A 26,519-nucleotide genomic window follows, 5' to 3' on the forward strand; every position below is an offset into this window, starting at 1 on the left:
GACGACGGCCATGACTTCAGCCTCGATTCCGACGGCAAAGGGCGCGCAGGCGCCTTTTGCCGTTCGGCGCAACAGCCCGGGCGTGCTGCCCGGTTTCGGCATTTCCATGGGCTACGCGGTGCTGTACCTGAGCGTGCTCGTGCTGATCCCCCTGGCGGCATTGCCCATCAAGAGCGCTTCGCTCGGTTGGCAGGGCTTCTGGGATGCGGTGACGGCGCCGCGCGTGGTGGCGTCGTATCAGTTGACCTTTGGCGCGTCGCTGTTGGCGGCGCTGGTGAATCTGGTGTTCGGCACCATCGTGGCCTGGGTGCTGGTGCGTTATCGCTTTCCCGGCAAGAAGATCCTGGACGCCCTGGTCGACCTGCCGTTCGCCTTGCCCACGGCGGTGGCCGGGATTGCGTTGACGGCGCTCTATTCCGAAAAAGGCTGGCTGGGCGCGCCGCTGGCCGAGTGGTTCGGCCTGAAGGTGGCGTTCACGCCGCTGGGCATCGTGATTGCGCTGATCTTCATCGGCGTGCCGTTCGTGGTGCGCACGGTGCAGCCAGTGCTGGAAGACGTCGAACGCGAGATCGAGGAAGCCGCGGCCAGCCTGGGCGCCGACCGCTGGCAGACCATCCGCCGCGTGCTGCTGCCCACGATCCTGCCGGCGCTGATGACCGGGTTCGCGCTGGCCTTTGCCCGCGCGGTGGGGGAGTACGGGTCGGTGGTGTTCATCGCCGGCAACATGCCGATGGTGTCCGAGATCACACCGCTTCTGATCATCGCCAAGCTGGAGCAGTTCGACTATGCCGGCGCTGCGGCGATTGCGACCGTGATGCTGGCGTTGTCCTTCGTGCTGCTCTTCGTCATCAATCTGCTGCAGGGCTGGCAGGCTCGCCGCGGCCAAGGGAGACAGGTATGAGCATTGCGGATCGTCCCGCCCATCTGACCGAGCCGCGCTGGGTGCGCGGCATTCTGCTGTTCCTGGCGCTGGGCTTCCTGGCGCTGTTCCTGCTGGTGCCGCTGGCCGCGGTGTTCGTCGAAGCCTTCCGCAAGGGGTGGCAACTGTATCTGGACGCCATCGTCGAGCCCGATGCCTGGTCGGCCATCAAGCTGACGTTGCTGGTGGCGGCCATTGCGTTGCCGGTGAACCTGGTGTTCGGCGTGGCCGCGGCCTGGGCCATCACCAAGTTCCAGTTTCGCGGCAAGCAGTTCCTGATCACCCTGATCGACCTGCCGTTTTCGGTGTCGCCGGTGGTGGCGGGACTGGTGTTCGTGCTGCTGTTCGGCACCCAGGGCTGGTTCGGCGGCTGGTTGCAGGACAACGACATCAAGATCGTCTACGCCGTGCCCGGCATCATCCTGGCCACCCTGTTCGTGACCTTTCCGTTCGTGGCGCGCGAACTGATTCCGCTGATGCAGGCACAGGGCAGCGAAGAAGAGCAGGCCGCGCTGACGCTGGGCGCCAGCGGCTGGCAGATCTTCTGGCGGGTGACGCTGCCCAACATCAAGTGGGGCCTGCTGTACGGCGCCATCCTCTGCAATGCGCGCGCCATGGGCGAGTTTGGCGCGGTGTCGGTCGTGTCTGGCCAGATCCGTGGCCTGACCAACACCATGACCCTGCACGTTGAGATTCTCTACAACGAATACCAGTACTCGGCGGCGTTTGCAGTGGCCTCGCTATTGGCGTTGCTGGCGCTGGTGACGCTGGTGGCCAAGAACGTGGTCGAGTGGCGCAACGCGCGCTATCTGCGGGCGGCGGAACTGCCGGTCGAATATCCCGGGCCCGTGACGGCCATCAAGCCGGCCGCCGCCTGACGCGGCTGGCCAGACGGAGACAAGCATGAGCATCGAAGTTCGCAACCTATCCAAGCGTTTCGGCCAGTTCCGGGCGCTGAACGACGTATCCCTGCACATCGAGACCGGCGAGCTGGTGGCGCTGCTGGGGCCTTCGGGCTGTGGCAAGACCACGTTGCTGCGCATCATCGCGGGCCTGGAATCGGCCGACGGCGGCAGCGTGCTGTTCGCCGGCGAAGACGCTACGTCGGTGGACGTACGCCAGCGCCAGGTGGGATTCGTGTTCCAGCATTACGCGCTGTTCAAACACATGACCGTGTTCGAGAACGTGGCCTTCGGCCTGCGGGTCAAGCACCGTTCGCAGCGGCCGTCGGAAGACCAGATCCAGCGCAAGGTGCACGATCTGCTGGGGCTGGTGCAGCTGGATTGGCTGGCGGACCGCTATCCGGCCCAGTTGTCGGGTGGCCAGCGCCAGCGCATCGCCTTGGCGCGCGCCTTGGCGGTCGAACCGCGCGTGCTGCTGCTGGATGAGCCGTTCGGCGCGCTTGACGCGAAGGTGCGCAAGGAACTGCGCCGCTGGCTGCGCCGGCTGCACGATGAACTGAATGTGGCCAGCGTGTTCGTCACGCATGACCAGGAAGAAGCGCTGGAAGTGGCCGACCGGGTGGTGCTGATGAACGCCGGCAAGATCGAGCAGGTGGGCACGCCGCGCGAAGTCTGGGAAGGCCCGGCCACGCCGTTCGTCTACGGCTTCCTGGGCGACGTGAACCAGTTGCAGGGCGTGGCCAGTCGCGGCGTCTGGGAAGGCGCAGGCCTGTCGCTGCCGGCGCCCGAATTGGCGCAGGCCGAGAACCAGCGCGCCACCGCCTATGTGCGGCCGCATGAATTCGATATCGAACGCTATCGCGCCGGCGGCGACGGCATCCCGGTGCGCCTGGCGCATGCTTACCTGGCCGGCCCCAGCGCCTACCTGGAACTGACTCGCCAGGATTCCGACGCCATTCTGGAAGCCGAAGTGCCCGAGCACCTGTACCGGGAACTGGGTCTGCAGGACGGCGAAACCCTGCTGGCGCGGCCGCGCCGGGCGCGCATTTTCGCGGTGCAATCATGACGACAACTGAACTGTCCCCGCAGGCCGCGCTGGATGCCGATCCGGCGCTGGCCGCCCGCTGGGCTGACCTGACGACCAGGCTGGCGGATATCCGCCAGCGCCATCCCGACGCCGCGCTGGCCTCGTCGCTGGCGGCCGAGGACATGGTGTTGACGCACGCCATCTACGACACCGGACTGGACCTCGAAGTCTTCACGCTGGACACCGGCCGCCTGCACACGGAAACGCTGGGCGTGCTGGACGCCGTGCGCGAGCGCTATGGCCGTGACATCACCGTGTACCGGCCGGTCGCCGACGCGGTCGAGCGCCACGTGGCCGAGCACGGCGCCTTTGCCTTCTATGAAAGCGTGGACCTGCGCAAAACCTGTTGCCAGATCCGCAAGGTCGAGCCGCTCAAGCGCGCGCTGGCCGGGCGGGGCGCCTGGATCACAGGCCAGCGGCGGGCGCAGTCGACCACGCGCGGCGAACTGCACCTGGAAGAAGACGACAAGACCTTCGGTCTCTACAAATTCAACCCGCTGGCCGACTGGAGCGAAGCGGACGTCTGGAGCGCCATCCGCGCCTTGGGCATTCCGTACAACCCGCTGCACGACCAGGGCTATCCGTCCATCGGCTGCGAACCCTGTACCCGCGCGATCCGTCCAGGCGAAGACCTGAGGGCGGGGCGGTGGTGGTGGGAATCGTCCGATTCCAAGGAATGCGGCCTGCATGCAGGCAACCGGGTCATCAGCGTCGTGCCGGCGCGTACGTGACGCCCGCCGCTCATCAGAAATCTGTTTTAGGGGAATACCTATGTCCGCAGTGATCCAACGCAGCCACCTGGACTGGCTGGAATCGGAAGCCATATTCATCATGCGCGAGGTGGCCGCGGAGAGCGAAAAGCCCGTGCTGCTGTTCTCGGGCGGTAAGGATTCGGTGGTGCTGCTGCGCCTGGCCGAGAAGGCCTTCCGCCCCGGACGCTTCCCGTTTCCGTTGATGCATATCGACACCGGCCACAACTTCGACGAGGTCATCGCCTTTCGCGATGCCCGCGCTGCCGAGCTGGGCGAAACGTTGATCGTGCGCAGCGTGGAAGACTCGATCAAGCGCGGCAGCGTGGTGCTGCGCCGCGAGACCGATTCGCGCAATGCCGCCCAGGCCGTGACGCTGCTGGAAGCCATCGAGGAATTCGGCTTTGACGCCTGCATCGGCGGCGCCCGCCGCGACGAGGAAAAGGCGCGCGCCAAGGAACGCATCTTCTCGTTCCGCGACGAGTTCGGCCAATGGGATCCCAAGGCCCAGCGCCCGGAACTGTGGAACCTGTTCAACACGCGAGTGCACCGCGGCGAGAACATGCGGGTGTTCCCGATCTCGAACTGGACCGAGCTGGACGTGTGGCAATACATCCAGCGCGAGCAGCTGGCCTTGCCGCCGATCTATTTCAGCCACGAGCGCGAGGTGGTCCGGCGCAAAGGCTTGCTGGTGCCGGTCACGCGCCTGACGCCGCCGCAGGACGGCGAGACGGTCGAGCGCCTGCCGGTGCGGTTCCGCACGGTGGGCGATATCTCGTGCACCTGCCCGGTGGCGTCCGACGCCGCCGACACCGCCGCCATCATCGCCGAGACGGCCGTGACCGACATCACCGAGCGCGGCGCCACGCGCATGGACGACCAGACTTCCGAGGCCTCGATGGAGCGCCGCAAGAAAGAAGGCTATTTCTGATTGCACGAGCGGCCGGCGCAGCGCCGGCCACAGGGGACGCACATGAATGCAGTAAACGATTCTTTTCTTTCGGGCGCCGGCACGGGCGTGCTGCGCCTGATCACGGCCGGTTCGGTCGACGACGGCAAATCGACGCTGATCGGCCGCCTGCTGTATGACAGCAAGGGCGTGTTTGCCGACCAGCTGGACGCGATCTCGCGCGCCAAGTACAAGCGCGTGGCCGAAGGCGGCATCGACTTCTCGCTGCTGACCGACGGCCTGGAGGCCGAGCGCGAGCAGGGCATCACGATCGACGTGGCCTACCGCTACTTCTCGACGCCGGCGCGCAAGTTCATCATCGCGGATGCGCCAGGCCACGAGCAGTACACCCGCAACATGGTGACGGGCGCGTCCACGGCGGACGTGGCGGTGATCCTGATCGACGCCACCCGCGCTGCCGATGGCAAGCTCTTGCCGCAGACCAAGCGCCACAGCACCATCGCTCGCCTGCTGGGCATCCGCCACATCGTGGTGGCGGTCAACAAGATGGACCTGGCGGACTGGGACCGCGCGGTGTTCGAGCGTATCCGCGACGCGTATGCCGACCTGGCGGGAAAATTGGGCATCACGCACTTCGACGCGCTGCCGCTGTCGGCGCTGAACGGCGACAACGTGGTGACGCTGTCGGACAAGACGCCCTGGTACACGGGGCAGCCGCTGCTGACGTTGCTGGAATCGCTGGACCTGTCCGGCGATGGCCGCAGCGGCCCGCTGCGCTTTCCGGTGCAATGGGTGGCGCGCCACGATGGTGACCGCAAGGAAGACTTCCGCGGCTATGCCGGCCGCATCGCCAGCGGCGTGCTGCGCCCGGGCGACGAGGTCACGGTGCAGCCGTCGGGCGTGACGGCGCGCGTGCGCGAAGTGCGCGTGTTCGACCGCGTGCTGGATGAAGCGGTGGCCGGCGATTCAGTGACGCTGGTGCTGGACCGCGATGTCGACGTGTCGCGCGGCGACGTGATCGTGCATGCAAACGCGCAAGCGCAGGTCGCGCGCGAGTTCGAAGCCGAGCTGTGCTGGCTCGATACGCAGCCGCTGAACCCCGCGCGCAAGTACTTGCTCAAGCACGGCACGCGACTGACGTCGGCGAAGATCCGCGCGGTGCTGTCGCATCGCGATATCCACGAACTGCAGGAAGTGCAGAACACGGAAGGCACGCTGCGCATGAACGACATTGGTCGCGTCACCTTCACCACGCGTGAAGCGCTGGCGGTCGATCGATACGATGATGTCGCAGCCACCGGCGCGTTCATTTTGATCGACGAGGCCACGCACCAGACGGCGGCGGCGGGCATGCTTCGGTAAACCGCAAGCGGGCCGCGAAACAACACCCCTTTGCTCCCCCAAATGAGGTGTTGTTTTTATTCCAAACCCAATGCTGGCGCGGGTTTCCGGGCGATATCGCAAGATGGAATCGAATTGTCCGGACGGCGTCTTCGTCTTGCGGTAAAGTGGGGCTGTCTTACGAAAAGGCTTTTGGTGCTTGTCAAAACCACTGTGTTTTTGTACAGTAGTTTTCATGGCACGCACCGATCATTCTTTTCCCGCCGGTTCTGGGTCCCCGGCTGCCGCCCCCGCCGCCTTGCGCGGTCGGGGTGCGGTTACTAATATTCGGCATCGCTTTCAGCGCGATGATCGCGTGCAGGTCGACGACGGCTGGTCCGCTTCGGGTCTCCCGGCTGATTTCGTCGATGCTGTCCCCGATATTTCCCCCAAAGTCATTCCCATCCTGCCCGACGCCCGACTGGCGCCCGCGGCCCCCAAGACAACCGTCACGGCCGAAGAAGCCCGCAAGATACTGTCGCGCAACGATTCGCCCGACATTCCCTTCGACGTCGCGGTCAACCCGTACCGGGGATGCGAACATGGCTGCGTCTACTGCTATGCCCGGCCCACGCATTCCTACCTGGGCTATTCCCCCGGCCTGGACTTCGAAACCCGCCTGGTGGCCAAGGCCAATGCGGTCCAGGCGCTGCGGGCCGAAATCAGCCGGCCGGGTTACAAGCCATCGCCCATCAATATCGGGTCGGCCACCGACGCTTACCAGCCCATCGAACGCGATTGGCGCCTGACGCGCGGCATGCTCGAACTGATGCTGGAAACCCGGCACCCGGTCACCATTGTCACCAAGAACGCCCTGGTCGCCCGCGACCTGGATCTCCTGGCCGCGCTGGCCGAGCAGAAGCTGGTGGTGGTCTACATGAGCATCACCACGCTGGATGCCGGCATGGCCCGCACGCTGGAACCGCGCGCGGCCGCGCCCTGGCGTCGCCTGGAAGCCGTGCGTAATCTCACGACCGCCGGCGTGCCGGTAGGGGTGCTGGTGGCGCCCGTTATCCCGTTCATCAACGACGACGCCCTGGAACACATCCTGCAGGAATCCAAGGCGGCCGGCGCGCACTATGCCAGCTACACCGTCATCCGGTTGCCCTGGGAAGTCAAAACCCTGTTCGAAGACTGGCTCAACGCTCATTACCCGGATCGCGCCCAGCGCGTGCTGCATCGCATCGAAGACCTGCGCAATGGCCGCCGCAACGATCCCAACTTCGGTTCGCGCATGCGCGGCACCGGCATCTGGGCCGATCTGCTGCGCCAGCGGTTCGCGGTCGCCACGCGCAAGCTGGGCTTGAACCGCCAGCGCCTGGCGCTGGATGCCGGCCGTTTCCAGCCGCCCTTGGCTGCCGGTGGGGCCGAGTCCTTGTTTTCTGCGGCCGCAGGTGCGGCCCCCGTTTCCCTATCCCCGGTTGGCGCGAAAGCGTCTTCAGGGGTCCCTTTTTCCGGCACCCCGTCCGGTGTCACGCCCAGCCCCTCACCGACGGCCGGCGCCTTCGGGCGCGGCGAACGCCAATGGCGCACCGTTGCTGCCGGGCAGTTGTCCTTGTTTGACTGACCTCATGGCGCCGGACGGCCCTTGTCGTCCGCTCGACCTTGTTGTCCGCCCGAGTCCGTTGCTGTTGCCCGTCGATTCTGACTGTCGTTTTTACCGCGCTACCAAGGAGTTCCTATGAACACCGCTCAACTCTCCGTCCTGCCGGACGATCTTGCCGCCGTATCGCTGACCCCGTTGCGCCGCGCCGTGCAACGTGTCCGTACGTTCGGCGCCCGTTTCAGCGAACTGGCCATGCCCTGGTCGGCAGCGCCCGGGGCGCGGGGGCAGGCGATGGACCTGACGCTGGGGGCGGGCGGCGTAGCGTCGTCCGGGACGGCCGCGGCCGATACCGGCAAGGGCAGCCGCTCCGGCACCCGGCCGGGCAAGTGGCCGTTTCCGCCGGCCGCGACCGATGTGGCGGCGCCCGCTGCCAGCCACGTCGTGCGCGGCCCGCGCGAACGCAGCCTGGGCAACGCCACGGTCGAGCCGGTGTCCGATCAGGTCAGCGTCAAGAGCATGGTGGTGGATGTGGTGCTGGTGCTGGCCTGGGGCGCGATGATCCCCGCGCTGATGTGGCTGGGCGCCGCCGGCGGATTCTGACGCTCGCCGGGTCAGGTCGACCCCAGCAGTACCACGCCGGCCAGGATCGCCAGGCAACCGGCCAGCCGGCCCGGGCCCACTTTCTCGCGCAAGAGGAACATGCCGGCCAGGGTGCCCAGCATCATCGACATTTCCCGGGCGGGGGCCACGAGGCTGAGCGGCGCGCCGTTGCGCAAGGCATACAGCACCAGGATGTACCCCAGCGGCGACAGCAGGCCTACCGCCAGCGCCAGGTGCCAGTGGCCGCGCATGGATTCCCAGGCCTGGGTGCGTCGGCGCAGCATGTGGGGCGTCATCATGGTGGTGCGGGTTACGCAGGTGAACCAGTCGAACAGCACCGGGCTGATCAACAGTACCTTCACGCCGTAGGCGTCCACGACGGTGTAGGCGGCGATGAACAGACCGATCACCATGCCCCAGCGCACGCCCACCCAGGCCTGGGCGTTGCGGAAAATCGACAGCCGTCCCTGGGTGGCGATCAACAGCACCCCGATCACCACGCACAGCATGCCGGCAATGCCGGTGCCGGTGGCGGGTTCGCGCAGCAGCAGAAAGGCGCCGGTGGTCGAGAGCAGGGGGCCGGTTCCCCGTGCAATGGGGTACACCACCGACAGGTCCGCCACCTGGTAGCCGCGTTGCAGGCACAGGCTGTATCCCAGGTGCAACAGGCTGGACGTCAGAATCGCCGCCACCACGGGCCAGGTCCATGTCATGCCGTCATGCAGCAGCACCCAGATCACCCAGGGGGCATACAGCACCGAGGCGCACAGCCCGTAGGCAAACACGAAGGGAGCGCCCACCATGGCCGCGCGCTTGGCGAGGAGATTCCACGTTGCGTGGGCCATCGCCGCCAGGACGACCAATATCAGGGACGAATACGACATGGGGAAAGACAGCGTCTTGTGACGTGTTTGTTACAGGAACTGCTAGGGTACCGCAAAGCGGTGGGGAGGCCGCCATGTTACCTGACGCTCCGGGCAAATTTTGGTGTAGAATCATTGGTTTGCCAAATCTCATCCTCTGCTTGCGGTACATGGTCACTGGGTTCCAGCAGGATTCCAACGACCCGATCAACACTAAAACGACATTGACTGGCAAAGCGTTTTTAGTCCGCAAGGCACGATGATCTAGGAGTTCTCATGAACCTTATCGCTATCCTGGAACAGGAAGAGATTGCCCGTCTGACCGGCGGCCAAGCCAAGCCTGAATTTGCTCCCGGTGACACCGTCATCGTGAGCGTGAACGTCGTTGAAGGCACCCGCAAGCGCGTGCAGGCCTTCGAAGGCGTCGTGATCGCCAAGCGCAACCGCGGCCTGAACTCCGCGTTCACCGTGCGCAAGATTTCGTCGGGTGAAGCCGTGGAACGTACGTTCCAGCTGTACTCGCCGCAAATCGCCGGCATCGAAGTCAAGCGCCGCGGCGACGTGCGCCGCGCCAAGCTGTACTACCTGCGCAACCGCTCGGGCAAGTCGGCACGTATCAAGGAAAAGCTGGTCAGCAAGCAAGCCTCGGCGGCTTGATCGCTTATCGGCACACGGCCCTACCAGTGTCGGACGCACACGCCATCCAGCGTTTTCGTTCGGCACGGGTTTCCGGGTTAAAAAGGCACCTGCGAGGGTGCCTTTTTCTTTTTGAAAAGCCGAATGTCTGATTCCTCGTCTTCTGCTCGGCCCAGGCGGCCGCTGGCGCGTCCCGGATTCGATCCGGCGTCGCAGCCATGGGTTGTCGCCAACGATTCCCTGCCCGCGGTGCCTGCCAATCTGCTGACGCCCGACTTGCTGCGCGGCACGCTCAGCCAGCCGTCCACCTGGACCCTGGAACTGTCGCGCGATAACGATCTGCGCTATCCCGGCCGCGAAGGCGTGCCGGTGCCGGCAGCGGTGCTGATTCCGCTGGTGACGCGCAGCGATGGCGTGCACATCATGCTGACCCAGCGCGCCGCGCACCTGCACGATCATGCGGGCCAGGTCAGCTTTCCCGGTGGCCGCATCGAGACCAGCGATGCCACGCCGATTGCCGCGGCGCTGCGCGAGGCGCAGGAAGAAACCGGCTTGCCCGCCAACCACGTCGAAGTGCTGGGCAGCATGCCGCCCTACCTGACGGCCACGGGTTTTTCGATCATTCCGGTGGTGTCGCTGGTCACGCCCGGCTTCCAGCTGGCGCCTGATGCGTTCGAGGTGGCCGAGGTGTTCGAGGTGCCGCTGTCGTTCCTGATGGATCCGGCCAACCACCGCCTGTACGAGGCGCGGCTGGACGATGGCCGGGTACGCCACTACTACGGCATGCCCTACGGCCGGCACTTTATCTGGGGCGCCACGGCCGGCATGTTGCGCAACCTGTACCACTTGCTGCGCAACGGCTTTCAGCCGCGCTGATTCCTAGTACCGCTGCTGGCCCGCCAGGTTTTCTTCCAGGATGCGCTGGTACAGCGCATAGCGGGCCGGGTCGATCTTGCCCGCCTGCAATGCCGCGACCACGCCGCAGCCCGGCTCGTGGCGGTGGGTGCAGTTGTAGAACCGGCAGGATTCGATCGGCTGGGTGAATTCGGGAAAGCCGCGGATGATGTCTTCGCGGGTCAGGTGCTGCAGCCCGAAGGCCTGGAACCCGGGCGAATCGATCAGGTCGCCACCGGGCGCCGGCAGGTGATACAGGCGGGTGCTGGTGGTGGTGTGCTTGCCCATGTCCAGCGCCGTGGAGTGTTCGCGCGTGGCGGCCAGGGCGTCGGGGATCAGGGCGTTCAGCAGCGTGGACTTGCCCATGCCGCTTTGCCCCAGCAGCAGGTTGGTGCGGCCCGCCAGGCGCGGGGCCAGCACGGTATGCACCTTTTCGGGTTCCAGGGCACTCAGTTCGACGATGTCCACGCCCAGCGCGGCGATGGGTGCCAGGCGCGCGCGGGCGGCGGGCAGGGCGTCGACGAGGTCGGTCTTGTTCAGGATGATCAGCGGCGCGATGCCGGCGCTCCAGGCGCCGGCCAGCGCACGGCCAGTCAGGTCGTCGGAGAACGTGGGTTGCACCGCGACGACGATCAGCAGTTGGTCGACATTGGACGCAAATTGCTTGGAGCGCATTTCGTCTGACCGGTACAGCAGGTTGCGCCGCGGCAGGATGGCGTCGATGGCGCCTTCGTCCTGCCCCTGCGGCGTGATGCGGACCCGGTCGCCGACGGCCGCGCCGGCCTTCTTGCCCCGCGGGAAGCACTTGCGCAGGCTGCCGTCGGCCAGTTCTACCGTGTAGTGGCGGCCGTGGGCCGCGATGATGCGGCCTTCGTTGGCGGCATTGGCAGGCGCGCTGTCTTGCGGCGCGTTGGCGAAGGTGGCCTTGGAGCGGTCGGACAGGCTCATGCCGCGGGCGCCATCAGGTGGCGGATGCGCACGGCGGCGGGGGGATGGCTATCGTAGAAGGCGGAGTGCACGGGATCGGGTGTCAGGGTGGCGGCGTTGTCGTCGTAGAGCTTGACCAGGGCGGATACCAGGCGGTCGGGCGAGCTTTGCTCGGCCGCGTAGCGGTCGGCTTCGAATTCGTCGCGGCGCGAATACCAGCTGGCCAGCGGCGTGAAGATGAAGGTGAAGACCGGGATGGCCAGGAAGAACAGCAATAGCGCCATGGCATCGTTGCGGCCGCCCAATTGCGGCAGCACACCCAGCCCTTCGTAGAACCACGGCTGTTGCGCCACCCAACCCAGGATGGCGAAAAAGCCCAGCGCGGCGGCGAAGCTGAACAGGATGCGCTTGATGATGTGGCGCTTGGCGAAATGGCCCAGTTCGTGGGCCAGCACGGCTTCGATTTCGTCGGCGTTCAGGCGGGCCAGCAAGGTGTCGAAGAACACGATGCGGCGCGAGCGGCCAAAGCCGGTGAAATAGGCGTTGCCGTGGGCCGAGCGGCGCGAACCGTCCATGACGAAAAGGCCGTTCAGCGCAAAGCCGCAGCGCTGCGCCAGGCGCTGGATGCGTCCGGCGAGTTCGGGGTCGGACAGTGGCGTGAACTTGTTGAACAGCGGCGCGATGAACATCGGGTAGATGATCAGCAGCGCCAGGTTGAAGGCGGTCCAGAGCGCCCAGGCCCAGACCCACCAGTATTGCCCGGCGCTGCCCATCAGCCAGAGCACCGCGGCGGCCAGCGGCAGGCCCAGGGCGGCTGCGACCAGCAGGCCCTTGAAGGCGTCGGACAGGAACAGTTCGGGCGTCATGCGGTTGAAGCCGAAACGGGCTTCGAGCTTGAACTGCCGCCACAACGTGAAGGGCAGGCCCAGCAGGCCGAGCAGCAGCGCCACGGCAACCAGCAATAGCATCTGGCGCAGGAAATCATTGCTGGTAAGCTGGCCTACCAGCAGATCGATCGCCTGCAATCCGCCCATCAGCGTCAGGCATACCAGCAGGATGGCGTCGTAGGTGCGCTCGAGCATGCCCAGCTTGACGCGCGCCACCGTGTAGTCGGCCGCTCGCTGATGGCTGGCCAGGCCGATACGATGCGAGAATTCGGGCGGTACCTGGTCGCGGTTGCGGGCCACGTGGCGGATCTGCCGGGTGGCCAGCCACATGCGCACGGCGATATCGGTCAGCAGGAAGGCAACGAACAGCAGTGTGAACATGGGCAATGCGGCAGGCTCAAGTAGGTATGTGCGAAAATCGCGTGTTTTATAGGCAAATTATATGGCTGTGAACGAAAACCGCCTGGTCTGGCTCGACATGGAAATGACCGGCCTGGACCCTGAAAAAGAACGCATCATCGAGGTCGCCGTGGTGGTGACCGAGGCCGACCTGACCGTGGTCGCCGAAGGCCCCGTGCTGGTGGTGCACCAGTCCGACAGCCAACTCGACGCCATGGACAACTGGAACAAGTCCACCCATGGCAAGAGCGGCCTGATCGACAAGGTGCGCGCGTCGACGATTTCCGAATCGCAAGCAGAGGATACGCTGTTGGCGTTTCTTGCGCAGCACGTGCCGGCGGGCAAATCGCCCTTGTGCGGCAATACCATCAGCCAGGACCGCCGGTTCATGTTTGCTTACATGCCGCGCCTGGAACAGTTCTTCCATTACCGCAACCTGGACGTCAGCACGCTGAAGGAATTGGCGCGTCGCTGGGCCCCCGCGGTATACAAGGGCTTCGAGAAGAAAAGCCGCCACGAAGCGCTGGCCGACATCTACGAATCCATCGACGAACTCAAGTACTACCGCGAGCACTTCCTCAAGGTGTAAGCGCCATGGCGTCCTTTCCCGTTGCCCAGATACGCCAGGCCGAACGGCTGGCCTTGGCGCAGGGGCGGGAACTGATGCCGATCGCGGGCGCCGCCGCCGCCGATTTCATCGCGTCGCGGTTTGCGCCGCCCGCCCGGGTGCTGGCCGTGGCCGGCCCGGGCAACAACGGCGGCGATGCGCTCACCGCGGCCACGCGGCTCAAGGCGCTTGGCTACGCGGTCGACCTCTATCTGCCGTCCGGGCCCGAAGCATTGCCGCCCGATGCCTCCCGCGCCTGGCTCTGCTGGCACGAGGCGGGCGGCGCTTCGCTTGGCGCCTTGCCTGACCTCGACGGTTACGCCGTTGTCATCGACGGCCTGTTCGGTATCGGCCTGAATCGTCCCCTGGAAGCATCCTGGCAGGTCCTGATCGACCGCCTCAACAGCGGCGCCGTGCCCGTGTTGGCGCTGGACGTGCCCAGCGGCATCGACGCGGATACCGGCCAGGCGCTGGGCCGCCCCGTGCGCGCCCGCTGGACGCTGAGTTTCATTGCGATGGCGCGGGGGCTGGAGGCGCCTGGCGAGGGCCGCGAGGCCGCCGGCGAATGCCATGTGCATGCCCTGGGCGTGGCGATGCCGCCGCCCGCGGCCACGGGCTGACCCGCTGCTGCTTGCGCGCGCCAGTCAGGCGGCGGGCGGTCGTCCGCCGAAGCGCGACTCGCCTTCGGCCGTCAACGGCGTATAGCGGTCGTTGTCCTTGCCCGCCAGGGCGTCCAGGTGCGCTTCCGAGGCATCGAAGACCCGCCAGTAGATGCGCCCGCACAACTCACGCGCCGCGTGGCCCGGCCAGTTGTCCGGCAGCATGGGCGTGGGCAATTGAGGGTCGTGCAGAACGATCCGGCGCCAGCTGTGCAGCAGCAGCACCCGGGCGATGAACGCCTCGGCGGGCGCCGGGGCGTCTTCCAGCAATTTTTCCAGCGGACCGAAATTCTTGATGAATTGCCGGTATTGCTCGGCCACGTCGTCCAGGTTCCAGCATTGCGAGGCCAGGCTGGCGATGGGCAGGCCGCCCGCGCCGGCCAGGTCCCGCGCCGACAGCACCAGGGCGCGGTCGGGAATGCCCAGCTTTTCCAGGATTTCGTGGGCCGCGCGGGCCTCGGTGTGTGGATGGGCGAACAGGCCCGGCGCGATCATGCCGAAGCCTTCCCAGACCAATTCACGGCGCAGCTCGGCCCGCTCGGCCAGGCCATTACCGGTGCGCGGCAGGGCCACCAGCGTCCATTCCCCGTTCCAGTCGCGCGGCGCACCCTCGTAGATGCGCTGCGAGGCGTGCGCGGTATGGCGCGCGCCGTGTTCGGAAATCAGGTAGAGGCTGCGCCGGCCATGGCGTTCGGATTGCAGCCAGTTCTGCGCCACCAGCCGGAACACGCTGGTGCGCAGCAGGCGCTCGTTGATCCCCAGGGGGGCCAGCAGTTCGATCAGGTCGCCCAGCCAGATGGCGCCGCCATGCAGCGTCAGCGCGTCTCCCAGCAGGCTCACGCACAGGGATTTGGCCCGCGGCGGATCGTTCTTGATCAGGCGTGACAGGTAACGGTCCAGGGGTGACTGAGGGTTTGCCATAAGGGGGGCCGGGGACGGCCGGTATCGGGATCCTCGATATGATACATAAATCCAATGTGATACAGATTTGAGTTTGACAATGGTTTTTTTGTATTAAATAATCCACCTATGACATGACGGCACTGCGCGACGTTTGCTTTGCGTTTGCGCAACCCGTCTCAAGGAGACAACCATGTACGCTCAACTCGTCGAAACCGGCGTCAAGCAGGTCAAGACCGCGGACCAGCTCGAAGGCCCGGAACAGACGTTCCAGCGCCGCATCGACGATGGCGTGCGGATCGAGGCCAAGGACTGGATGCCCGAGGCCTACCGCAAGACGCTGGTGCGCCAGATCTCGCAGCACGCGCACTCTGAAATCGTCGGCATGCTGCCCGAAGGCAACTGGATCACCCGTGCGCCGTCGCTCAAGCGCAAGGCCATCCTTCTGGCCAAGGTGCAGGACGAAGCTGGCCACGGGCTGTATCTGTACAGCGCCGCTGAAACCCTGGGCGTGTCGCGCGACGACCTGATCGACGACCTGCATGCCGGCCGCGCCAAGTACTCCAGCATCTTCAATTACCCTACGCTCAGCTGGGCCGACATCGGCATGATCGGCTGGCTGGTCGACGGCTCGGCCATCATCAACCAGATTCCGCTGTGCCGCTGTTCCTATGGCCCGTACGCGCGGGCCATGGTGCGCGTCTGTAAGGAAGAGTCCTTCCACCAGCGCCAGGGCTACGACCTGCTGATGCAGATGTGCCTGCACGGCACGCCCGAACAGAAGGCGATGGTGCAGGACTCCCTGAACCGCTGGTGGTGGCCGGCGCTGATGATGTTCGGCCCGTCCGATGCCGACTCGCCCAACAGCGCCCAGTCGATGGCCTGGAAGATCAAGCTCTTCTCCAACGACGAACTGCGCCAGAAGATGGTTGACCAGACCGTGCCGCAGGCCGAATTCCTGGGCCTGACCGTGCCGGATCCCGAGCTGAAGTGGAACGCCGAACGCGGCCACTACGACTTCGGCGAAATCGACTGGTCCGAGTTCTATGCGGTGCTCAAGGGCAACGGACCCTGCAACCGCGAGCGCCTGGCCGCGCGCGTCAAGGCGCACGAAGACGGCGCCTGGGTGCGTGACGCGCTGGTCGCCTACGCCGACAAGCAGGCCGAACGCAAGGCCGCCTGAAACGGGCCGGGCCCGGTCCGGCCACTCCATCACTTATTCATACCCGGGCGCGGCGCGTCCGGCATTCAAGGATATCCATCATGAGCAAAGACTGGCCTCTGTGGGAAGTGTTCATCCGCAGCCAGCACGGCCTGGCGCACAAGCACGTGGGCAGCCTGCATGCCCCCGATGCGGAAATGGCGATCAACCACGCCCGCGACGTCTACACCCGCCGCAACGAAGGTCTGAGCATCTGGGTCGTGCGCGCCGCCGACATCTCGGCCAGCAGCCCCGGCGACAAGGATCCGTTGTTCGAGCCGGCCAACAGCAAGGTCTACCGGCATCCGACGTTTTTCCCGATGCCCGAAGAAATCAAGCACATGTAAGACGGCGGGGGAGACATGGACAAGACTTTCTTTGAATACCTGCTGCGCCTGGGCGATAGCTCGCTGATCCTGTCGCAGCGCCTGGGCGCCTGGACCGGGCACGGCCCCATCCTGGAAGAAGACCTGGCGCTGACCAATACCGCGCTGGACCTGCTGGGCCAGGCCCGCATGTGGCTGACGCTGGCCGGCGAAGTCGAAGGCGCCGGGCGCGACGAAGACGCGCTGGCCTACCTGCGCGACGCCCACCAGTTCCACAACCCGCTGCTGGTCGAACGGCCCAACGGCAACTACGCCGACACCATGGCGCGCCAGTTCCTGTTCGACGTGTGGCATTACTTCCTGCTGCAGCGCCTGGCCGAATCGTCCGACGAGCGCGTGGCCGCCATTGCCGCCAAGTCGATCAAAGAGGTCACCTACCACGTGCGGCGCTCGTCCGACATGGTGGTGCGCCTGGGCGACGGCACCGAGGTCAGTCATGCCCGCATGCAGGCGGCCATCGATGACGCGTGGCGTTTCACCGGCGAACTGTTCGCCGACGATGCGATCGACCAGGAGATGGCCGCGCGCGGCATCGGCTGTGAACTGGCGGCCCTGCGCGGCCCCTGGGACCAGCACGTGCGTGACGTGTTGCAGGAAGCCACCCTGACGGTACCCGACGCCGCGGCCGCGGACCACCTGGCGTATCGAGGCGGCCGGCAAGGCAAGCACACCGAAGAGCTGGGCTACGTGCTGGCCGAGATGCAATTCCTGCCGCGCGCCTATCCGGGAGCCACCTGGTGAACGCGCTGGCGCCCGTGTCCATCGACCAGGTCTATGCCTGGCTGCAGGAGGTCCCCGATCCGGAGATCCCCGTGCTGTCGGTGGTCGACCTGGGCGTGGTGCGCGAGGTGTCCTGGGACGGCGAGGCCTGCGTGGTCGTCATCACGCCCACGTACTCCGGCTGCCCGGCGATGCGTGAAATCACCGAGGACATCCGCCAGGTCCTGGCGCGCCACGGCATCGCCGAGGTCCGTGTCGAGACCCGCCTGTCGCCGGCCTGGACCACCGACTGGATGAGCGAAAAAGGGCGCGCCGCGCTCAAGGGCTACGGCATCGCCGCGCCCGCGCAGCAGGCCATCGATATCTCGGGCATCAGCCGGCGCGCCGCCGGTCCGGCCATCGAGTGCCCGCGCTGCGGTTCGCGCGATACGCGCCTGGTCAGCAATTTCGGCTCGACGTCGTGCAAGGCGCTGTATCGCTGCGTTGCCTGCCGCGAGCCCTTCGATTATTTCAAGACTCACTGAGCGTGGTTTCCCATGAGCCTGAACCAATTCCATTCCCTGAAGGTGGCCTCGGTGGCGCGCAACACGCGCGACGCGGTGGTCGTCACCTTTGACCTGCCCGACACGCTGGCCGACGAATTCGCCTTCCTGCCCGGGCAATACCTGACGCTGCGCACGCAATTGAACGGCGAAGAACTGCGCCGTTCGTATTCGATCTGTTCGGCGCCGCGCGACAAGCTCTTGCGCGTGGCCATCAAGAAGGTTGACGAAGGCGCGTTTTCCAGCTGGGCCAACCATGAACTGCAACCGGGCCAGACGCTGGAAGTGATGGCGCCGGCGGGCAACTTCACCGTCGACTTTTCGCCCGAGAACGCCCGCCACTACGTGGCATTCGCGGTAGGCAGCGGCATCACGCCGGTGTTCTCGCTGGTCAAGACCGCGCTGTCGACCGAGCCCGACAGCAAATTCACGCTGTTCTTCGGCAACCGCGCGTCTTCGGCCGTGCTGTTTCGCGAAGAAATCGAAGACCTGAAGAACCTGTACATGGAACGGTTCTCGCTGGTCTATGTGATGAGCCGCGAAACCCAGGACATCGAACTCTTCAACGGCCGCCTGGATGGCGACAAGGTCGACCAGCTGATGTCGGCCTGGATGAGCCCCGAGGATATCGATTACGCTTTTGTGTGCGGTCCGCAGACCATGACCGAAAGCGTGGTCGAGCGCCTGCAGGCTCGCGGCATCCCGAAGGCGAACATCAAGTTTGAGCTGTTCGGCGCGCCCAAGGGCCCGCGGGCGCTGCGCACCGGGCAGGAAGCCCGCCAGGCCCCCGGCAAGGGGCAGTGCGAGGTGACCGTGGTGCAGGACGGCCACAGCCGCAAGTTCGTCATCGACAAGAACAAGGACAGCGTGCTGGATTCGGCGCTGGCGCAAGGTATCGAGCTGCCGTATTCGTGCAAGGGCGGGGTGTGTTCCACCTGCCGCTGCAAGGTGGTGGAAGGCGAAGTCGACATGGATGCCAACTTCGCCCTCGAAGATTACGAGGTGGCCCGGGGCTTCATCCTGAGCTGCCAGAGCTTTCCGGTCAGCGACCGCCTGGTCATCGATTTCGACCAGGAAACCTGACCGCCGCGAGACAAGTCATCGGTTCCGGCCGGTCTGGCCGGGCAGAGAATATTCAATATTTGGAGAGACGCAGTGTCCCAGAAATTCTTCGAACGCCATCAAGCCCTGCTGGAACAGGCCCTGGCCGCCGCCTCGCTGCGCGGCTACTGGAGCCCGTTTGCCGAATCCCCCAGCCCCCGCAACTACGGCGAAACCGCCAACGATGACGGCCGCGCCGCCTTCGAAGCGTTGCAGGGCAAACCGTTTCCGCTGACGCAGCACGATGCCGACGGCACCGTGGGCGGCGAAAAGTCCCCCTATGGTTTCGACCTGGGCATCACCTATCCCCACATGCCGGCCCCCAAGCTGGTTGCCGCGGCCAAGCGCGCGCTGGCCGATTGGCGCCGTGCAGGCCCGCAGGCCTGGGTGGGCGTGTCGCTCGAGATCCTGGCCCGCCTGAACAAGCTCAGCTTCGAGATGGCCTACGCGGTGCAGCACACCACCGGCCAGGGTTTCATGATGGCCTTCCAGGCCGGCGGCCCGCACGCGCAGGATCGCGGCTTTGAAGCCGTGGCGTATGCCTGGCAGGAAATGTCGCGCATTCCCGGCGTGGCCATCTGGGAAAAGCCGCAGGGCAAGAACGAGCCGATCCGCATGGAAAAGCACTTTACCGTGGTGCCGCGCGGCGTGGCCCTGGTGATCGGCTGCTCGACCTTCCCGACCTGGAACGGCTACCCCGGCCTGTTCGCCAGCCTGGCCACCGGCAACACCGTTATCGTCAAGCCGCACCCGGGCGCGATCCTGCCGCTGGCGCTCACCGTGAAGGTGGCGCGCGAAGTGCTGCAGGAAGCCGGTTTCGATCCCGATGTGGTGCAACTGGCCGCGCATGCCGCCGACGAAGACACCGCCCGTCAACTGGCACTGGACCCGGCCGTCAAGATCATCGACTTCACCGGCAGCACCGCCAACGGCGACTGGCTCGAGAACAACGCCCGCCAGGCGCTGGTCTACACCGAGAAGGCCGGCGTCAACCAGGTCATCATCGACTCCGCAGCCGACCTGAAGGGCGTGGCGCGCAACCTGGCGTTCTCGCTGGCCCTTTATTCGGGCCAGATGTGCACGGCGCCGCAGAACATCTACGTGCCGCGCGACGGCATCCAGACGCCCGAAGGCCGGGTCAGCTTCGATGAGGTCGCCGCCGCCCTGGGCGCCGCGGTAGACAAGCTGGGCGCCGACGCCGCCAAGGCCGTGGAATTGACCGGCGCGATCCAGAACGAAGGCATCGTGGAACGCATCGAAAAGGCCCGTGCGCTGGGCATGCCCGTGGTGGCCGACAGCCGCACGCTGGTACACCCGCAGTTCGAGAACGCCCGCGTGCGCACGCCGCTGGTGCTGCGCACCGAAGCCGGCAACGCCGCCATCAGCCAGGAATGGTTCGGCCCGATCGCCTTCGTGGTGGCCACGGATTCCACCGCGCACAGCATCCAGCTGGCGCGCGACAGCGTGATCCAGCACGGCGCCTTGTCGTTGTCGGCCTACACCACCAACAACGAGGTGGCTGAGCAGGTGCAGGACGCCGCCGAAGAATCCGGCGTGTCGCTGTCGTTGAACCTGACGGGCGCGGTCTTCGTCAACCAGACGGCCGCCTTCAGCGATTTCCACGGCACCGGCGCCAACCCGGCAGCCAATGCGGCGCTGTCCGACACGGCCTTCGTGTCGAACCGCTTCCGCGTGGTGCAGACCCGCCGTCACATCTAAGCGGCGGACCCGGACATGAACTATCAAGACATTCAGTTCGAACTTGCCAACGGCATTGCGCGCCTGACGCTGAATCGCCCGGACAAGCTCAACAGCTTCACCGCCAACATGCACGGCGAAGTCGCCCACGCCCTGACGCGCGTCGAAACGGAAGGCGCGCGCGTGCTGGTGCTGACCGGCGCCGGGCGCGGCTTTTGCGCCGGCCAGGACCTGAGCGAGCGCAAGCCCGCGCCGGACGGCACGCCGCCCGACCTGGGCGAGACGGTCGACAAGTTCTACGGCCCGCTGGTGCGCCGCCTGAACGCCTTGCCCTTGCCCGTGGTGGTGGGGGTCAACGGCGTGGCGGCGGGGGCGGGCGCCAACCTGGCATTCGCGGGCGACATCGTCATCGCCAAGGAATCGGCCAGCTTCATCCAGTCGTTCTGCAAGCTGGGCCTGATCCCCGACACGGGCGGCACGTTCGTCTTGCCGCGCCTGGTGGGACGTGCCCGCGCGATGGGGCTGGCAATGCTGGGCGACAAGCTCAGCGCGCGCCAGGCTGAAGCCTGGGGCCTGATCTGGCAATGCGTGGCCGACGACGCGTTCGACGCCACGCTCGATCAACTGGCGCAGCATTTCTCGCGCGCCCCGACCAAGGGCCTGGCCTTCACCAAGCGGGCCTTGCAGGCCAGCCTGGGCAACGACCTGGCGACCCAGCTGGACCTGGAACGCGACATGATGCGCGAACTGGGCCGCAGCGCCGATTACGCCGAAGGCGTGGCGGCCTTCCTGGGCAAACGCGAACCGCAGTTCAAGGGGCAATGATGAGCACGCACGTTCCGCCCGTCGAGGCGCCGGCCGATCCCCAGGAACTGGCGCAGGCCGTGGGCACGGTGATGTATGCCGGCGACGCCGCGTCGCAAGGCCTGGACATGAAGGTCGAGGAAATGGCGCCGGGCTACGCGCGCCTGACCATGCGGGTGCGTCCCGACATGCTCAACGGCCACAAGACCTGCCATGGCGGCTTCATCTTCGCCCTGGCCGACAGCGCCTTTGCCTTTTCCTGCAATTCGCGCAACGTCAGCACGGTGGCGTCGGGCTGCACCATCGATTACCTGGCGCCCGGCTTCGAGGGCGACCTGCTGACGGCGGTGGCGCAGGAGCGTTCGCTGGCCGGCCGCACCGGCGTGTATGACGTCACCGTGACTAACCAGGATGGCCGCAACGTTGCGTTGTTCCGCGGCCGGTCCTATCGGATCAAGGGGCAGATCGTCGGCACACCCGCCGAAGCCTGAACCCATCGACCCACCCCAGACAAGGCCGCCGGACGAGGCGCGCGCGGACGGAATCCGCGCCGCCCGGGCCGGCGTAAAGAGAATTCCAGGAGAGAGATAACCATGTCCAACACCATGAGCAAGCCGGGGCTGGACCCCATCGAGCATGCCAGCCAGGACGAACTGCGGGCGCTGCAGCTGCAGCGCCTGAAGTGGTCGGTCAAGCATGCTTACGACAATGTGCCGCACTACAAGAAGGCTTTCGACGAGGCCGGCGTGCATCCGGACGACCTGAAGCAGCTGTCCGACATTGCCAAGTTCCCGTTCACCACCAAGAAAGAACTGCGCGAGAACTATCCGTTCGGCATGTTCGCCGTGCCGCGCGAGCGCATCTCGCGCATCCACGCGTCCAGCGGCACGACCGGCAAGCCGACCGTGGTGGGCTACACCAAGAACGACCTGGACAACTGGGCCAACCTGGTGGCGCGCTCGATCCGCGCGGCCGGCGGCAAGCCCGGCGACACGGTGCACGTGGCCTACGGCTACGGCCTGTTCACGGGCGGCCTGGGCGCGCATTACGGCGCCGAGCGGCTGGGATGCACGGTCATCCCCATGTCGGGCGGACAGACTGAAAAGCAGGTGCAGCTGATCAACGATTTCCGTCCGGACATCATCATGGTCACGCCCTCCTATTTCTGCAATATTCTCGAAGAACAGCGCCGCCAGGGCATTGATCCGCGTCAAAGTTCGCTGCGCATCGGCATCTTCGGCGCCGAACCCTGGACCGGCCAGATGCGCGCCGACATCGAAGCCGAAGCCGGTATCGACGCCGTCGACATTTACGGCCTGTCCGAAGTGATGGGCCCCGGCGTGGCCAGCGAGTGCGTCGAGACCAAGGACGGCCCGGTCGTCTGGGAAGATCATTTCTACGCCGAGATCATCAATCCGGACACGGGCGAGCCCGTCGCGGACGGCGAGCCGGGCGAGCTGGTCTTCACGTCGCTCACCAAGGAAGCGATGCCCATCATCCGCTACCGCACCCGCGACCTGACGCGCCTGTTGCCGCCGACCGCCCGCAGCATGCGCCGCATCGGCAAGATCACCGGCCGCAGCGACGATATGCTGATCGTGCGCGGCGTGAACATGTTCCCGACGCAGGTCGAAGAACTGGTCCTGAAGATCGCGCAACTGGCGCCGCACTACCAATTGGTGCTGTCGCGCTCGGGCAACATGGACGAGCTCGAGATCCTGACCGAAGTGCGCGCCGAATTCTCGACCCTGTCGGATGTGGAACGCGCCGCCCTGGGCAAGCAATTGCAGCATGCGGTCAAGACGCACATCGGCGTCAGCGCTCGCATCCAGGTGTCGGAATCGGGCCATGTCGAACGCACCTTGACGGGCAAGGCCCGCCGCGTGATCGACAAGCGGCCCAAGGGCTGAGGCGAGTGCAGCGTCCCGCGCCGCGCACAGGCGGCGCAGCGGCGCTGCTTCGCAATGGAAAAAGGCAGCCATCGGCTGCCTTTTTTTTCTGGCGGGTCCCGCCTATTTCGCGACGGCGCGCACGATGTGCCGGTACCAGAAGTGCAGCAGGGCGGCGGACAGCGCCAATCCCACCATGGCCATCAGCCACATGCTGCCGGCGCCTTGCGGTGAACCGGGCACCAGGACGTTGCGCAGCCCGTCCAGGCCGCCGCGTCCGGGGCCGAAGCCAAACCACCAGCCGCCGACCAGGCCAACGCCGGCCAGCGCCACCGTCTGCAGCAGCAGCGGCACCACGGCCACCTTGTAGGCCCGCAGCAGGTACGAGTTGATGCATTGCATCGAGTCGAACAGGTGGAACAACGGCAGCACCGCCAGCAGCGTGGTGGCGACCGCGGCGACCTGGGGATCGCCCGTATAGGCGGCCAGTATCAGCGGCCGGCCCGCCAGCAGCACCACGGCGGTCAACAGCGCGCCCATCAGCCCCAATACCAGGCCGGCCATGCCGGTGCGATGCGCGTGCGCCAGGTTGCCGGCGCCGATCGCCTGCGCCGTCAGCGCGGCGGTGGCCACGCCCAGCGCCATCGGCATCATGTAGCACAGCGCCGCCAGGTTCGACATGATCTGGTGGCCGCCGGTGACGTACGTGCCTTCTCGAGCGACCAGCAGCGCCATGAAGGTGAAAGCGGATACTTCCACCAGGTACGAGCCGCCCATCGGGATGCCCAGGCGCAGCAGTTCCTTGAGCGACTTCCAGTCGGGCCGGCCCACGTGCAAGTGGAAGCGGCGGTAGTAGCGGTCGTGGGTGACGACCCACAGGCCCAGCCCCAGGCTCATCCAGGAGACGAGCGCCGTGGCCAGCCCGGCGCCGGTCGCGCCCATGGCCGGCAGGCCCAGGTTGCCGTAGATGAACAGCCAATTGAAGAACGCCTTGAAGCCGATGGCGGTCAGGTTGATCGCCATGACCAGCTTGGGCCGCGACACCGATGTGCCCAGCGCGTAGATGGTGCGAAACACCAGGGCGGCGGGCAGCGCCAGCACCAGTGCGCACAGGTACGACGCGATGCGGTCGCGCACGGCGGGGTCGACATTGCCCGACATGGACAGCCACAGGTCCGGGAACAGCATCAGGACGGCGCCCACCACCGACAGGCCCAGCGCCAGCCAGACGCCCTGGCCCCAGCTGCGGCCGACTTCCAGGTTGTTGCCCGCGCCAAAGTGTTGCGCCAGGATGGGAATGAGCGCGTGTACGACGCCCATCAGGCCCACGAAGATGGTGATGTAGATGGAGGCGGACAGCGCCATCGCCGCCAGGTCGGTGGCGCTGGCGTGGCCGGTCATGGCCGTGTCCAGCACGCCGAACGAGATGCCGGCCCACTGGCTGATCAGCACCGGCCAGGCCTGTTTGGCGATGCCGCGCAAGGTGGCGCCGAAAGAGATCGGCGCCGCGAGGGAAGGGGTCATCGGTTGGGGCCGACGCGCAGCAGGCGGAACACCTCCTGGCGGTCGGCGCGACGTCCGCCCTGCCACAGCACGTCGGCGCTGTCGCTATAGGCGGCGGTGTTGTCGCGCAGGCTCTGGTTGGTGGTCTGCTGCAGCACCAGCGTGCACTTGGAGTCGAAGGTGAACGTCAGGTTATTGAAAATCAGGAACGACGCACGCTGGCCGCTGCCCAGGCTGAGTCCGCGCACGCATTCGCCAGGACGGGTGTTCTGCGCCACGGCCTGGGCGAGTTCACCCGACACCGTGCGATAACTGCGGGCATAGTCGACCGCGGGCTGCCACAGCAACACCAGCAGGATCCAGGTCACGGTCAGGCCGCCGGCCGACAGCACCGTGCCGCGCCACAGGGCCTGCGGCTTGACCCTCAGGCGCCAGACCACCAGCGCGATCCAGCTGAGGGTGAACACGACCGCCAGGGCAAAGGCGCCCCAGGAAATCACCGGCTCGTAGCCGGTCGTCTGGCGGCCGATGTTGCGCGAAATCTGGGCGGGCCATTGGAAGTGCAGGGCGATCCAGCCCAGCCAGGCGGTGGCAGCGGTAAGCGAAAAACACATCACCGCGAACCAGTCCAGCGTGTTGACCACGCCGCGCCGCAGGGTCGGCAGCGAGAAAGCGCCCAGCACCGCGCACGGCACGGCCATCAGCACGTATTCGGAATCGCTGGCTTCGTCCAGCCCGAATAGCACCAGCGCCGCGCAGATCAGCAGCATCAGCGGCAGCCAGATATGCGGCGCGTAGATCCAGGCGCGCCAGCGCCAGATCGCCAGGAGTGCCAACGGCCAGGTGGGCCACAGGTACCACGGCAGGTCGCGCAGGGTGCGGCCCACGTCGCGCCACGGGGGCACCGCGAATGACGACAGGTTCCAGCTCTTCCAGTTACGGATCCAGTATTCGCTGCTATGGCTTGCCGGTATCCACCAGGCCAGGATCAGCGCGGCGGCGACCAGCGCGGCCCAGGGCAGCCAACGCTTGTGCTTCCACAAGGGGCCACGCGGATAGAAGGCGAGCAGGGCGGCGACCATGACCGGCAAGGCGCCGACCCAGCCTCGGGCGAGGAAACTGGCCGCGACCGCGATGCCCAGCGTGGTGGCGCCGGAGATCGGGCGATCCACCGTGCGCGCCATCGAATAGAACGCCAGGGCCTGGCACGCCATGATGGCCGGCACGACGGTGGTTTCGTGGGTGCGTTGCAGGATGCCGACGGTCGCCAGCAGCAGCAGCAGTGCGGCGTCGGCCAGCATGCGGCCGTAGTCGCGCGGTTCGGGTTCGCCGCCAAACGGCAGGGCCAGCGGCTGGGCTTCGCTGCGGCGGCCCAGCAGGTAGGTGCCGTACCAGACGCTCATGGCCGTAATGCCGAACCACAGCAGGTTCGGCAGGCGGCCGGCAGTGATGTCGCCGATGAACGGGCCGAACAGCCAGATCGATACCGCGCCCACCCAGGTGATCAGCGGGCCTTCCTCGGCATGGGCCAGGTGCCCCACTTGCGGCAGCAACCAGGTGATGCCGCCTTCGCGGATGGCGGTGATCATCGTGGCCAGGCCGACCGCGTCATCCGTTTTCCACGGGTCGCGCATGAACAGGCCCGCCACGATATAGGCCAGTGCCAGCCCAAGCAGAATCAGCCTGGGCAGCTTTGCGGTGGCAACCGACGTGAGCCGGGCCGGAGTGGAAATAGAAAGTGGGGACACGGGCGTTAATGTAACCGAGTGATCGGGAAGCGCCAGCCCCTGGTGTGGTGAGAGCCGTGCCC

At 66.2% G+C, this 26,519-nt stretch carries 27 protein-coding genes; 21 read left to right on the plus strand and 6 right to left on the minus strand.

Annotated elements, in window-relative coordinates:
* Nucleotides 1-10 precede the first annotated feature (10 nt).
* The 8 genes from cysT (at nt 11) to AC3WMR_RS03460 (ending at nt 8,093) form a co-directional block, all read left to right on the plus strand.
* A complete protein-coding gene (cysT, locus tag AC3WMR_RS03425; protein ID WP_492262667.1) occupies nt 11-901 on the plus strand; it encodes a sulfate ABC transporter permease subunit CysT in 891 nt (296 codons plus the stop codon).
* Nucleotides 898-1,797, plus strand: a complete 900-nt coding sequence (gene cysW / locus AC3WMR_RS03430) for a sulfate ABC transporter permease subunit CysW (protein ID WP_492262668.1) — start codon at nt 898-900, stop codon at nt 1,795-1,797. The genes cysT and cysW overlap by 4 nt, the downstream gene beginning before the upstream one ends.
* Nucleotides 1,798-1,822: 25 nt before the next feature.
* A complete protein-coding gene (locus AC3WMR_RS03435; protein ID WP_492262669.1) occupies nt 1,823-2,887 on the plus strand; it encodes a sulfate/molybdate ABC transporter ATP-binding protein in 1,065 nt (354 codons plus the stop codon).
* A complete protein-coding gene (locus AC3WMR_RS03440) occupies nt 2,884-3,639 on the plus strand; it encodes a phosphoadenylyl-sulfate reductase (protein WP_492262670.1) in 756 nt (251 codons plus the stop codon). Before AC3WMR_RS03435 ends, AC3WMR_RS03440 begins: the two co-directional genes overlap by 4 nt.
* A 40-nt stretch (nt 3,640-3,679) precedes the next feature.
* Nucleotides 3,680-4,588: a sulfate adenylyltransferase subunit CysD gene (gene cysD / locus AC3WMR_RS03445; protein WP_025140188.1), complete on the plus strand. Its 909-nt coding sequence runs from the start codon at nt 3,680-3,682 to the stop codon at nt 4,586-4,588.
* 42 nt (nt 4,589-4,630) lie between these two features.
* Nucleotides 4,631-5,929 carry a sulfate adenylyltransferase subunit 1 gene (locus tag AC3WMR_RS03450; RefSeq protein ID WP_492262671.1) on the plus strand — a complete coding sequence of 433 codons (1,299 nt, stop codon included), beginning with the start codon at nt 4,631-4,633 and terminating at the stop codon, nt 5,927-5,929.
* Between the two features lie 214 nt (nt 5,930-6,143).
* A complete protein-coding gene (locus AC3WMR_RS03455) occupies nt 6,144-7,514 on the plus strand; it encodes a PA0069 family radical SAM protein (RefSeq protein WP_492262672.1) in 1,371 nt (456 codons plus the stop codon).
* A gap of 114 nt (nt 7,515-7,628) precedes the next feature.
* Nucleotides 7,629-8,093 carry a hypothetical protein gene (locus AC3WMR_RS03460; protein WP_492262673.1) on the plus strand — a complete coding sequence of 155 codons (465 nt, stop codon included), beginning with the start codon at nt 7,629-7,631 and terminating at the stop codon, nt 8,091-8,093.
* Nucleotides 8,094-8,104: 11 nt separating this feature from the next.
* On the opposite strand, the gene AC3WMR_RS03465 is transcribed toward AC3WMR_RS03460, so the two are convergent.
* The gene (locus AC3WMR_RS03465) at nt 8,105-8,977 is read right to left on the minus strand and encodes an EamA family transporter (protein ID WP_025140192.1); all 873 of its coding nucleotides are present in this window, start codon (nt 8,975-8,977) and stop codon (nt 8,105-8,107) included.
* Nucleotides 8,978-9,232: 255 nt separating this feature from the next.
* On the opposite strand from AC3WMR_RS03465, the gene rplS reads away from it, so the two are divergent.
* Both rplS and AC3WMR_RS03475 read left to right on the plus strand, forming a co-directional pair.
* Complete coding sequence (rplS, locus tag AC3WMR_RS03470) at nt 9,233-9,613, plus strand: 50S ribosomal protein L19 (RefSeq protein WP_006218237.1); 381 nt, start codon at nt 9,233-9,235, stop codon at nt 9,611-9,613.
* Nucleotides 9,614-9,736: 123 nt separating this feature from the next.
* Nucleotides 9,737-10,468, plus strand: coding sequence for a CoA pyrophosphatase (locus tag AC3WMR_RS03475; protein ID WP_492262674.1), 732 nt, complete (start codon nt 9,737-9,739; stop codon nt 10,466-10,468).
* A gap of 3 nt (nt 10,469-10,471) precedes the next feature.
* Here AC3WMR_RS03475 and rsgA read toward each other — a convergent pair whose 3' ends face one another.
* Nucleotides 10,472-11,434: a ribosome small subunit-dependent GTPase A gene (gene rsgA / locus AC3WMR_RS03480; RefSeq protein ID WP_492262675.1), complete on the minus strand. Its 963-nt coding sequence runs from the start codon at nt 11,432-11,434 to the stop codon at nt 10,472-10,474.
* The gene (locus AC3WMR_RS03485; protein WP_025140195.1) at nt 11,431-12,681 is read right to left on the minus strand and encodes a M48 family metallopeptidase; all 1,251 of its coding nucleotides are present in this window, start codon (nt 12,679-12,681) and stop codon (nt 11,431-11,433) included. Before AC3WMR_RS03485 ends, rsgA begins: the two co-directional genes overlap by 4 nt.
* A 61-nt stretch (nt 12,682-12,742) precedes the next feature.
* Between AC3WMR_RS03485 and orn the strand changes: the two genes are divergently transcribed.
* Together orn and AC3WMR_RS03495 are read left to right on the plus strand one after the other, a co-directional pair.
* Nucleotides 12,743-13,288 carry an oligoribonuclease gene (gene orn / locus AC3WMR_RS03490; RefSeq protein WP_025140196.1) on the plus strand — a complete coding sequence of 182 codons (546 nt, stop codon included), beginning with the start codon at nt 12,743-12,745 and terminating at the stop codon, nt 13,286-13,288.
* A 5-nt stretch (nt 13,289-13,293) separates the two neighbouring features.
* A complete protein-coding gene (locus AC3WMR_RS03495; protein WP_492262676.1) occupies nt 13,294-13,926 on the plus strand; it encodes an NAD(P)H-hydrate epimerase in 633 nt (210 codons plus the stop codon).
* A 24-nt stretch (nt 13,927-13,950) separates the two neighbouring features.
* Here AC3WMR_RS03495 and paaX read toward each other — a convergent pair whose 3' ends face one another.
* Entirely contained in the window at nt 13,951-14,886 is a 936-nt protein-coding gene (gene paaX, locus AC3WMR_RS03500) for a phenylacetic acid degradation operon negative regulatory protein PaaX (protein ID WP_025140198.1), read from the minus strand.
* Nucleotides 14,887-15,058: 172 nt separating this feature from the next.
* Between paaX and paaA the strand changes: the two genes are divergently transcribed.
* The 9 genes from paaA (at nt 15,059) to paaK (ending at nt 23,227) form a co-directional block, all read left to right on the plus strand.
* Nucleotides 15,059-16,048 (plus strand): 1,2-phenylacetyl-CoA epoxidase subunit PaaA, encoded by a 990-nt coding sequence (paaA, locus tag AC3WMR_RS03505; protein ID WP_175195309.1) that lies wholly within the window; start codon nt 15,059-15,061, stop codon nt 16,046-16,048.
* Between the two features lie 80 nt (nt 16,049-16,128).
* Entirely contained in the window at nt 16,129-16,413 is a 285-nt protein-coding gene (gene paaB, locus AC3WMR_RS03510; protein ID WP_175195307.1) for a 1,2-phenylacetyl-CoA epoxidase subunit PaaB, read from the plus strand.
* Between the two features lie 15 nt (nt 16,414-16,428).
* Nucleotides 16,429-17,193, plus strand: coding sequence for a 1,2-phenylacetyl-CoA epoxidase subunit PaaC (gene paaC / locus AC3WMR_RS03515; protein WP_492262677.1), 765 nt, complete (start codon nt 16,429-16,431; stop codon nt 17,191-17,193).
* On the plus strand, nt 17,190-17,696 hold the full coding sequence (gene paaD / locus AC3WMR_RS03520) for a 1,2-phenylacetyl-CoA epoxidase subunit PaaD (protein WP_492262678.1): 507 nt from the start codon (nt 17,190-17,192) through the stop codon (nt 17,694-17,696). The genes paaC and paaD overlap by 4 nt, the downstream gene beginning before the upstream one ends.
* A gap of 12 nt (nt 17,697-17,708) precedes the next feature.
* The gene (gene paaE, locus AC3WMR_RS03525; RefSeq protein ID WP_175195303.1) at nt 17,709-18,797 is read left to right on the plus strand and encodes a 1,2-phenylacetyl-CoA epoxidase subunit PaaE; all 1,089 of its coding nucleotides are present in this window, start codon (nt 17,709-17,711) and stop codon (nt 18,795-18,797) included.
* A gap of 72 nt (nt 18,798-18,869) precedes the next feature.
* Nucleotides 18,870-20,534, plus strand: a complete 1,665-nt coding sequence (gene paaN, locus AC3WMR_RS03530; RefSeq protein WP_492262679.1) for a phenylacetic acid degradation protein PaaN — start codon at nt 18,870-18,872, stop codon at nt 20,532-20,534.
* A gap of 15 nt (nt 20,535-20,549) precedes the next feature.
* Nucleotides 20,550-21,338: a 2-(1,2-epoxy-1,2-dihydrophenyl)acetyl-CoA isomerase PaaG gene (gene paaG / locus AC3WMR_RS03535; RefSeq protein ID WP_492262680.1), complete on the plus strand. Its 789-nt coding sequence runs from the start codon at nt 20,550-20,552 to the stop codon at nt 21,336-21,338.
* Entirely contained in the window at nt 21,338-21,808 is a 471-nt protein-coding gene (paaI, locus tag AC3WMR_RS03540) for a hydroxyphenylacetyl-CoA thioesterase PaaI (RefSeq protein WP_492262681.1), read from the plus strand. The genes paaG and paaI overlap by 1 nt, the downstream gene beginning before the upstream one ends.
* A gap of 102 nt (nt 21,809-21,910) precedes the next feature.
* The gene (gene paaK, locus AC3WMR_RS03545) at nt 21,911-23,227 is read left to right on the plus strand and encodes a phenylacetate--CoA ligase PaaK (RefSeq protein WP_492262682.1); all 1,317 of its coding nucleotides are present in this window, start codon (nt 21,911-21,913) and stop codon (nt 23,225-23,227) included.
* Between the two features lie 102 nt (nt 23,228-23,329).
* Here the strand turns inward: paaK and AC3WMR_RS03550 are convergent, their stop codons facing one another.
* A complete protein-coding gene (locus AC3WMR_RS03550) occupies nt 23,330-24,730 on the minus strand; it encodes an MATE family efflux transporter (RefSeq protein WP_492262683.1) in 1,401 nt (466 codons plus the stop codon).
* Nucleotides 24,727-26,457, minus strand: coding sequence for an ArnT family glycosyltransferase (locus AC3WMR_RS03555; protein WP_492262684.1), 1,731 nt, complete (start codon nt 26,455-26,457; stop codon nt 24,727-24,729). Before AC3WMR_RS03555 ends, AC3WMR_RS03550 begins: the two co-directional genes overlap by 4 nt.
* Nucleotides 26,458-26,519: the final 62 nt, after the last annotated feature.

This window comes from Achromobacter sp. FW305-C-28, assembly GCF_058783235.1.

What these genes read in the sequence shown, in the direction of transcription:
- cysT (WP_492262667.1), top strand. Translation starts at nt 11, where the DNA reads ATGACTTCAGCCTCGATTCCGACGGCAAAGGGCGCGCAGGCGCCTTTT.
- cysW (WP_492262668.1), top strand. Translation starts at nt 898, where the DNA reads ATGAGCATTGCGGATCGTCCCGCCCATCTGACCGAGCCGCGCTGGGTG.
- AC3WMR_RS03435 (WP_492262669.1), top strand. Translation starts at nt 1,823, where the DNA reads ATGAGCATCGAAGTTCGCAACCTATCCAAGCGTTTCGGCCAGTTCCGG.
- AC3WMR_RS03440 (WP_492262670.1), top strand. Translation starts at nt 2,884, where the DNA reads ATGACGACAACTGAACTGTCCCCGCAGGCCGCGCTGGATGCCGATCCG.
- cysD (WP_025140188.1), top strand. Translation starts at nt 3,680, where the DNA reads ATGTCCGCAGTGATCCAACGCAGCCACCTGGACTGGCTGGAATCGGAA.
- AC3WMR_RS03450 (WP_492262671.1), top strand. Translation starts at nt 4,631, where the DNA reads ATGAATGCAGTAAACGATTCTTTTCTTTCGGGCGCCGGCACGGGCGTG.
- AC3WMR_RS03455 (WP_492262672.1), top strand. Translation starts at nt 6,144, where the DNA reads ATGGCACGCACCGATCATTCTTTTCCCGCCGGTTCTGGGTCCCCGGCT.
- AC3WMR_RS03460 (WP_492262673.1), top strand. Translation starts at nt 7,629, where the DNA reads ATGAACACCGCTCAACTCTCCGTCCTGCCGGACGATCTTGCCGCCGTA.
- AC3WMR_RS03465 (WP_025140192.1), bottom strand. Translation starts at nt 8,977, where the DNA reads ATGTCGTATTCGTCCCTGATATTGGTCGTCCTGGCGGCGATGGCCCAC.
- rplS (WP_006218237.1), top strand. Translation starts at nt 9,233, where the DNA reads ATGAACCTTATCGCTATCCTGGAACAGGAAGAGATTGCCCGTCTGACC.
- AC3WMR_RS03475 (WP_492262674.1), top strand. Translation starts at nt 9,737, where the DNA reads ATGTCTGATTCCTCGTCTTCTGCTCGGCCCAGGCGGCCGCTGGCGCGT.
- rsgA (WP_492262675.1), bottom strand. Translation starts at nt 11,434, where the DNA reads ATGAGCCTGTCCGACCGCTCCAAGGCCACCTTCGCCAACGCGCCGCAA.
- AC3WMR_RS03485 (WP_025140195.1), bottom strand. Translation starts at nt 12,681, where the DNA reads ATGTTCACACTGCTGTTCGTTGCCTTCCTGCTGACCGATATCGCCGTG.
- orn (WP_025140196.1), top strand. Translation starts at nt 12,743, where the DNA reads ATGGCTGTGAACGAAAACCGCCTGGTCTGGCTCGACATGGAAATGACC.
- AC3WMR_RS03495 (WP_492262676.1), top strand. Translation starts at nt 13,294, where the DNA reads ATGGCGTCCTTTCCCGTTGCCCAGATACGCCAGGCCGAACGGCTGGCC.
- paaX (WP_025140198.1), bottom strand. Translation starts at nt 14,886, where the DNA reads ATGGCAAACCCTCAGTCACCCCTGGACCGTTACCTGTCACGCCTGATC.
- paaA (WP_175195309.1), top strand. Translation starts at nt 15,059, where the DNA reads ATGTACGCTCAACTCGTCGAAACCGGCGTCAAGCAGGTCAAGACCGCG.
- paaB (WP_175195307.1), top strand. Translation starts at nt 16,129, where the DNA reads ATGAGCAAAGACTGGCCTCTGTGGGAAGTGTTCATCCGCAGCCAGCAC.
- paaC (WP_492262677.1), top strand. Translation starts at nt 16,429, where the DNA reads ATGGACAAGACTTTCTTTGAATACCTGCTGCGCCTGGGCGATAGCTCG.
- paaE (WP_175195303.1), top strand. Translation starts at nt 17,709, where the DNA reads ATGAGCCTGAACCAATTCCATTCCCTGAAGGTGGCCTCGGTGGCGCGC.
- paaG (WP_492262680.1), top strand. Translation starts at nt 20,550, where the DNA reads ATGAACTATCAAGACATTCAGTTCGAACTTGCCAACGGCATTGCGCGC.
- paaI (WP_492262681.1), top strand. Translation starts at nt 21,338, where the DNA reads ATGAGCACGCACGTTCCGCCCGTCGAGGCGCCGGCCGATCCCCAGGAA.
- paaK (WP_492262682.1), top strand. Translation starts at nt 21,911, where the DNA reads ATGTCCAACACCATGAGCAAGCCGGGGCTGGACCCCATCGAGCATGCC.
- AC3WMR_RS03550 (WP_492262683.1), bottom strand. Translation starts at nt 24,730, where the DNA reads ATGACCCCTTCCCTCGCGGCGCCGATCTCTTTCGGCGCCACCTTGCGC.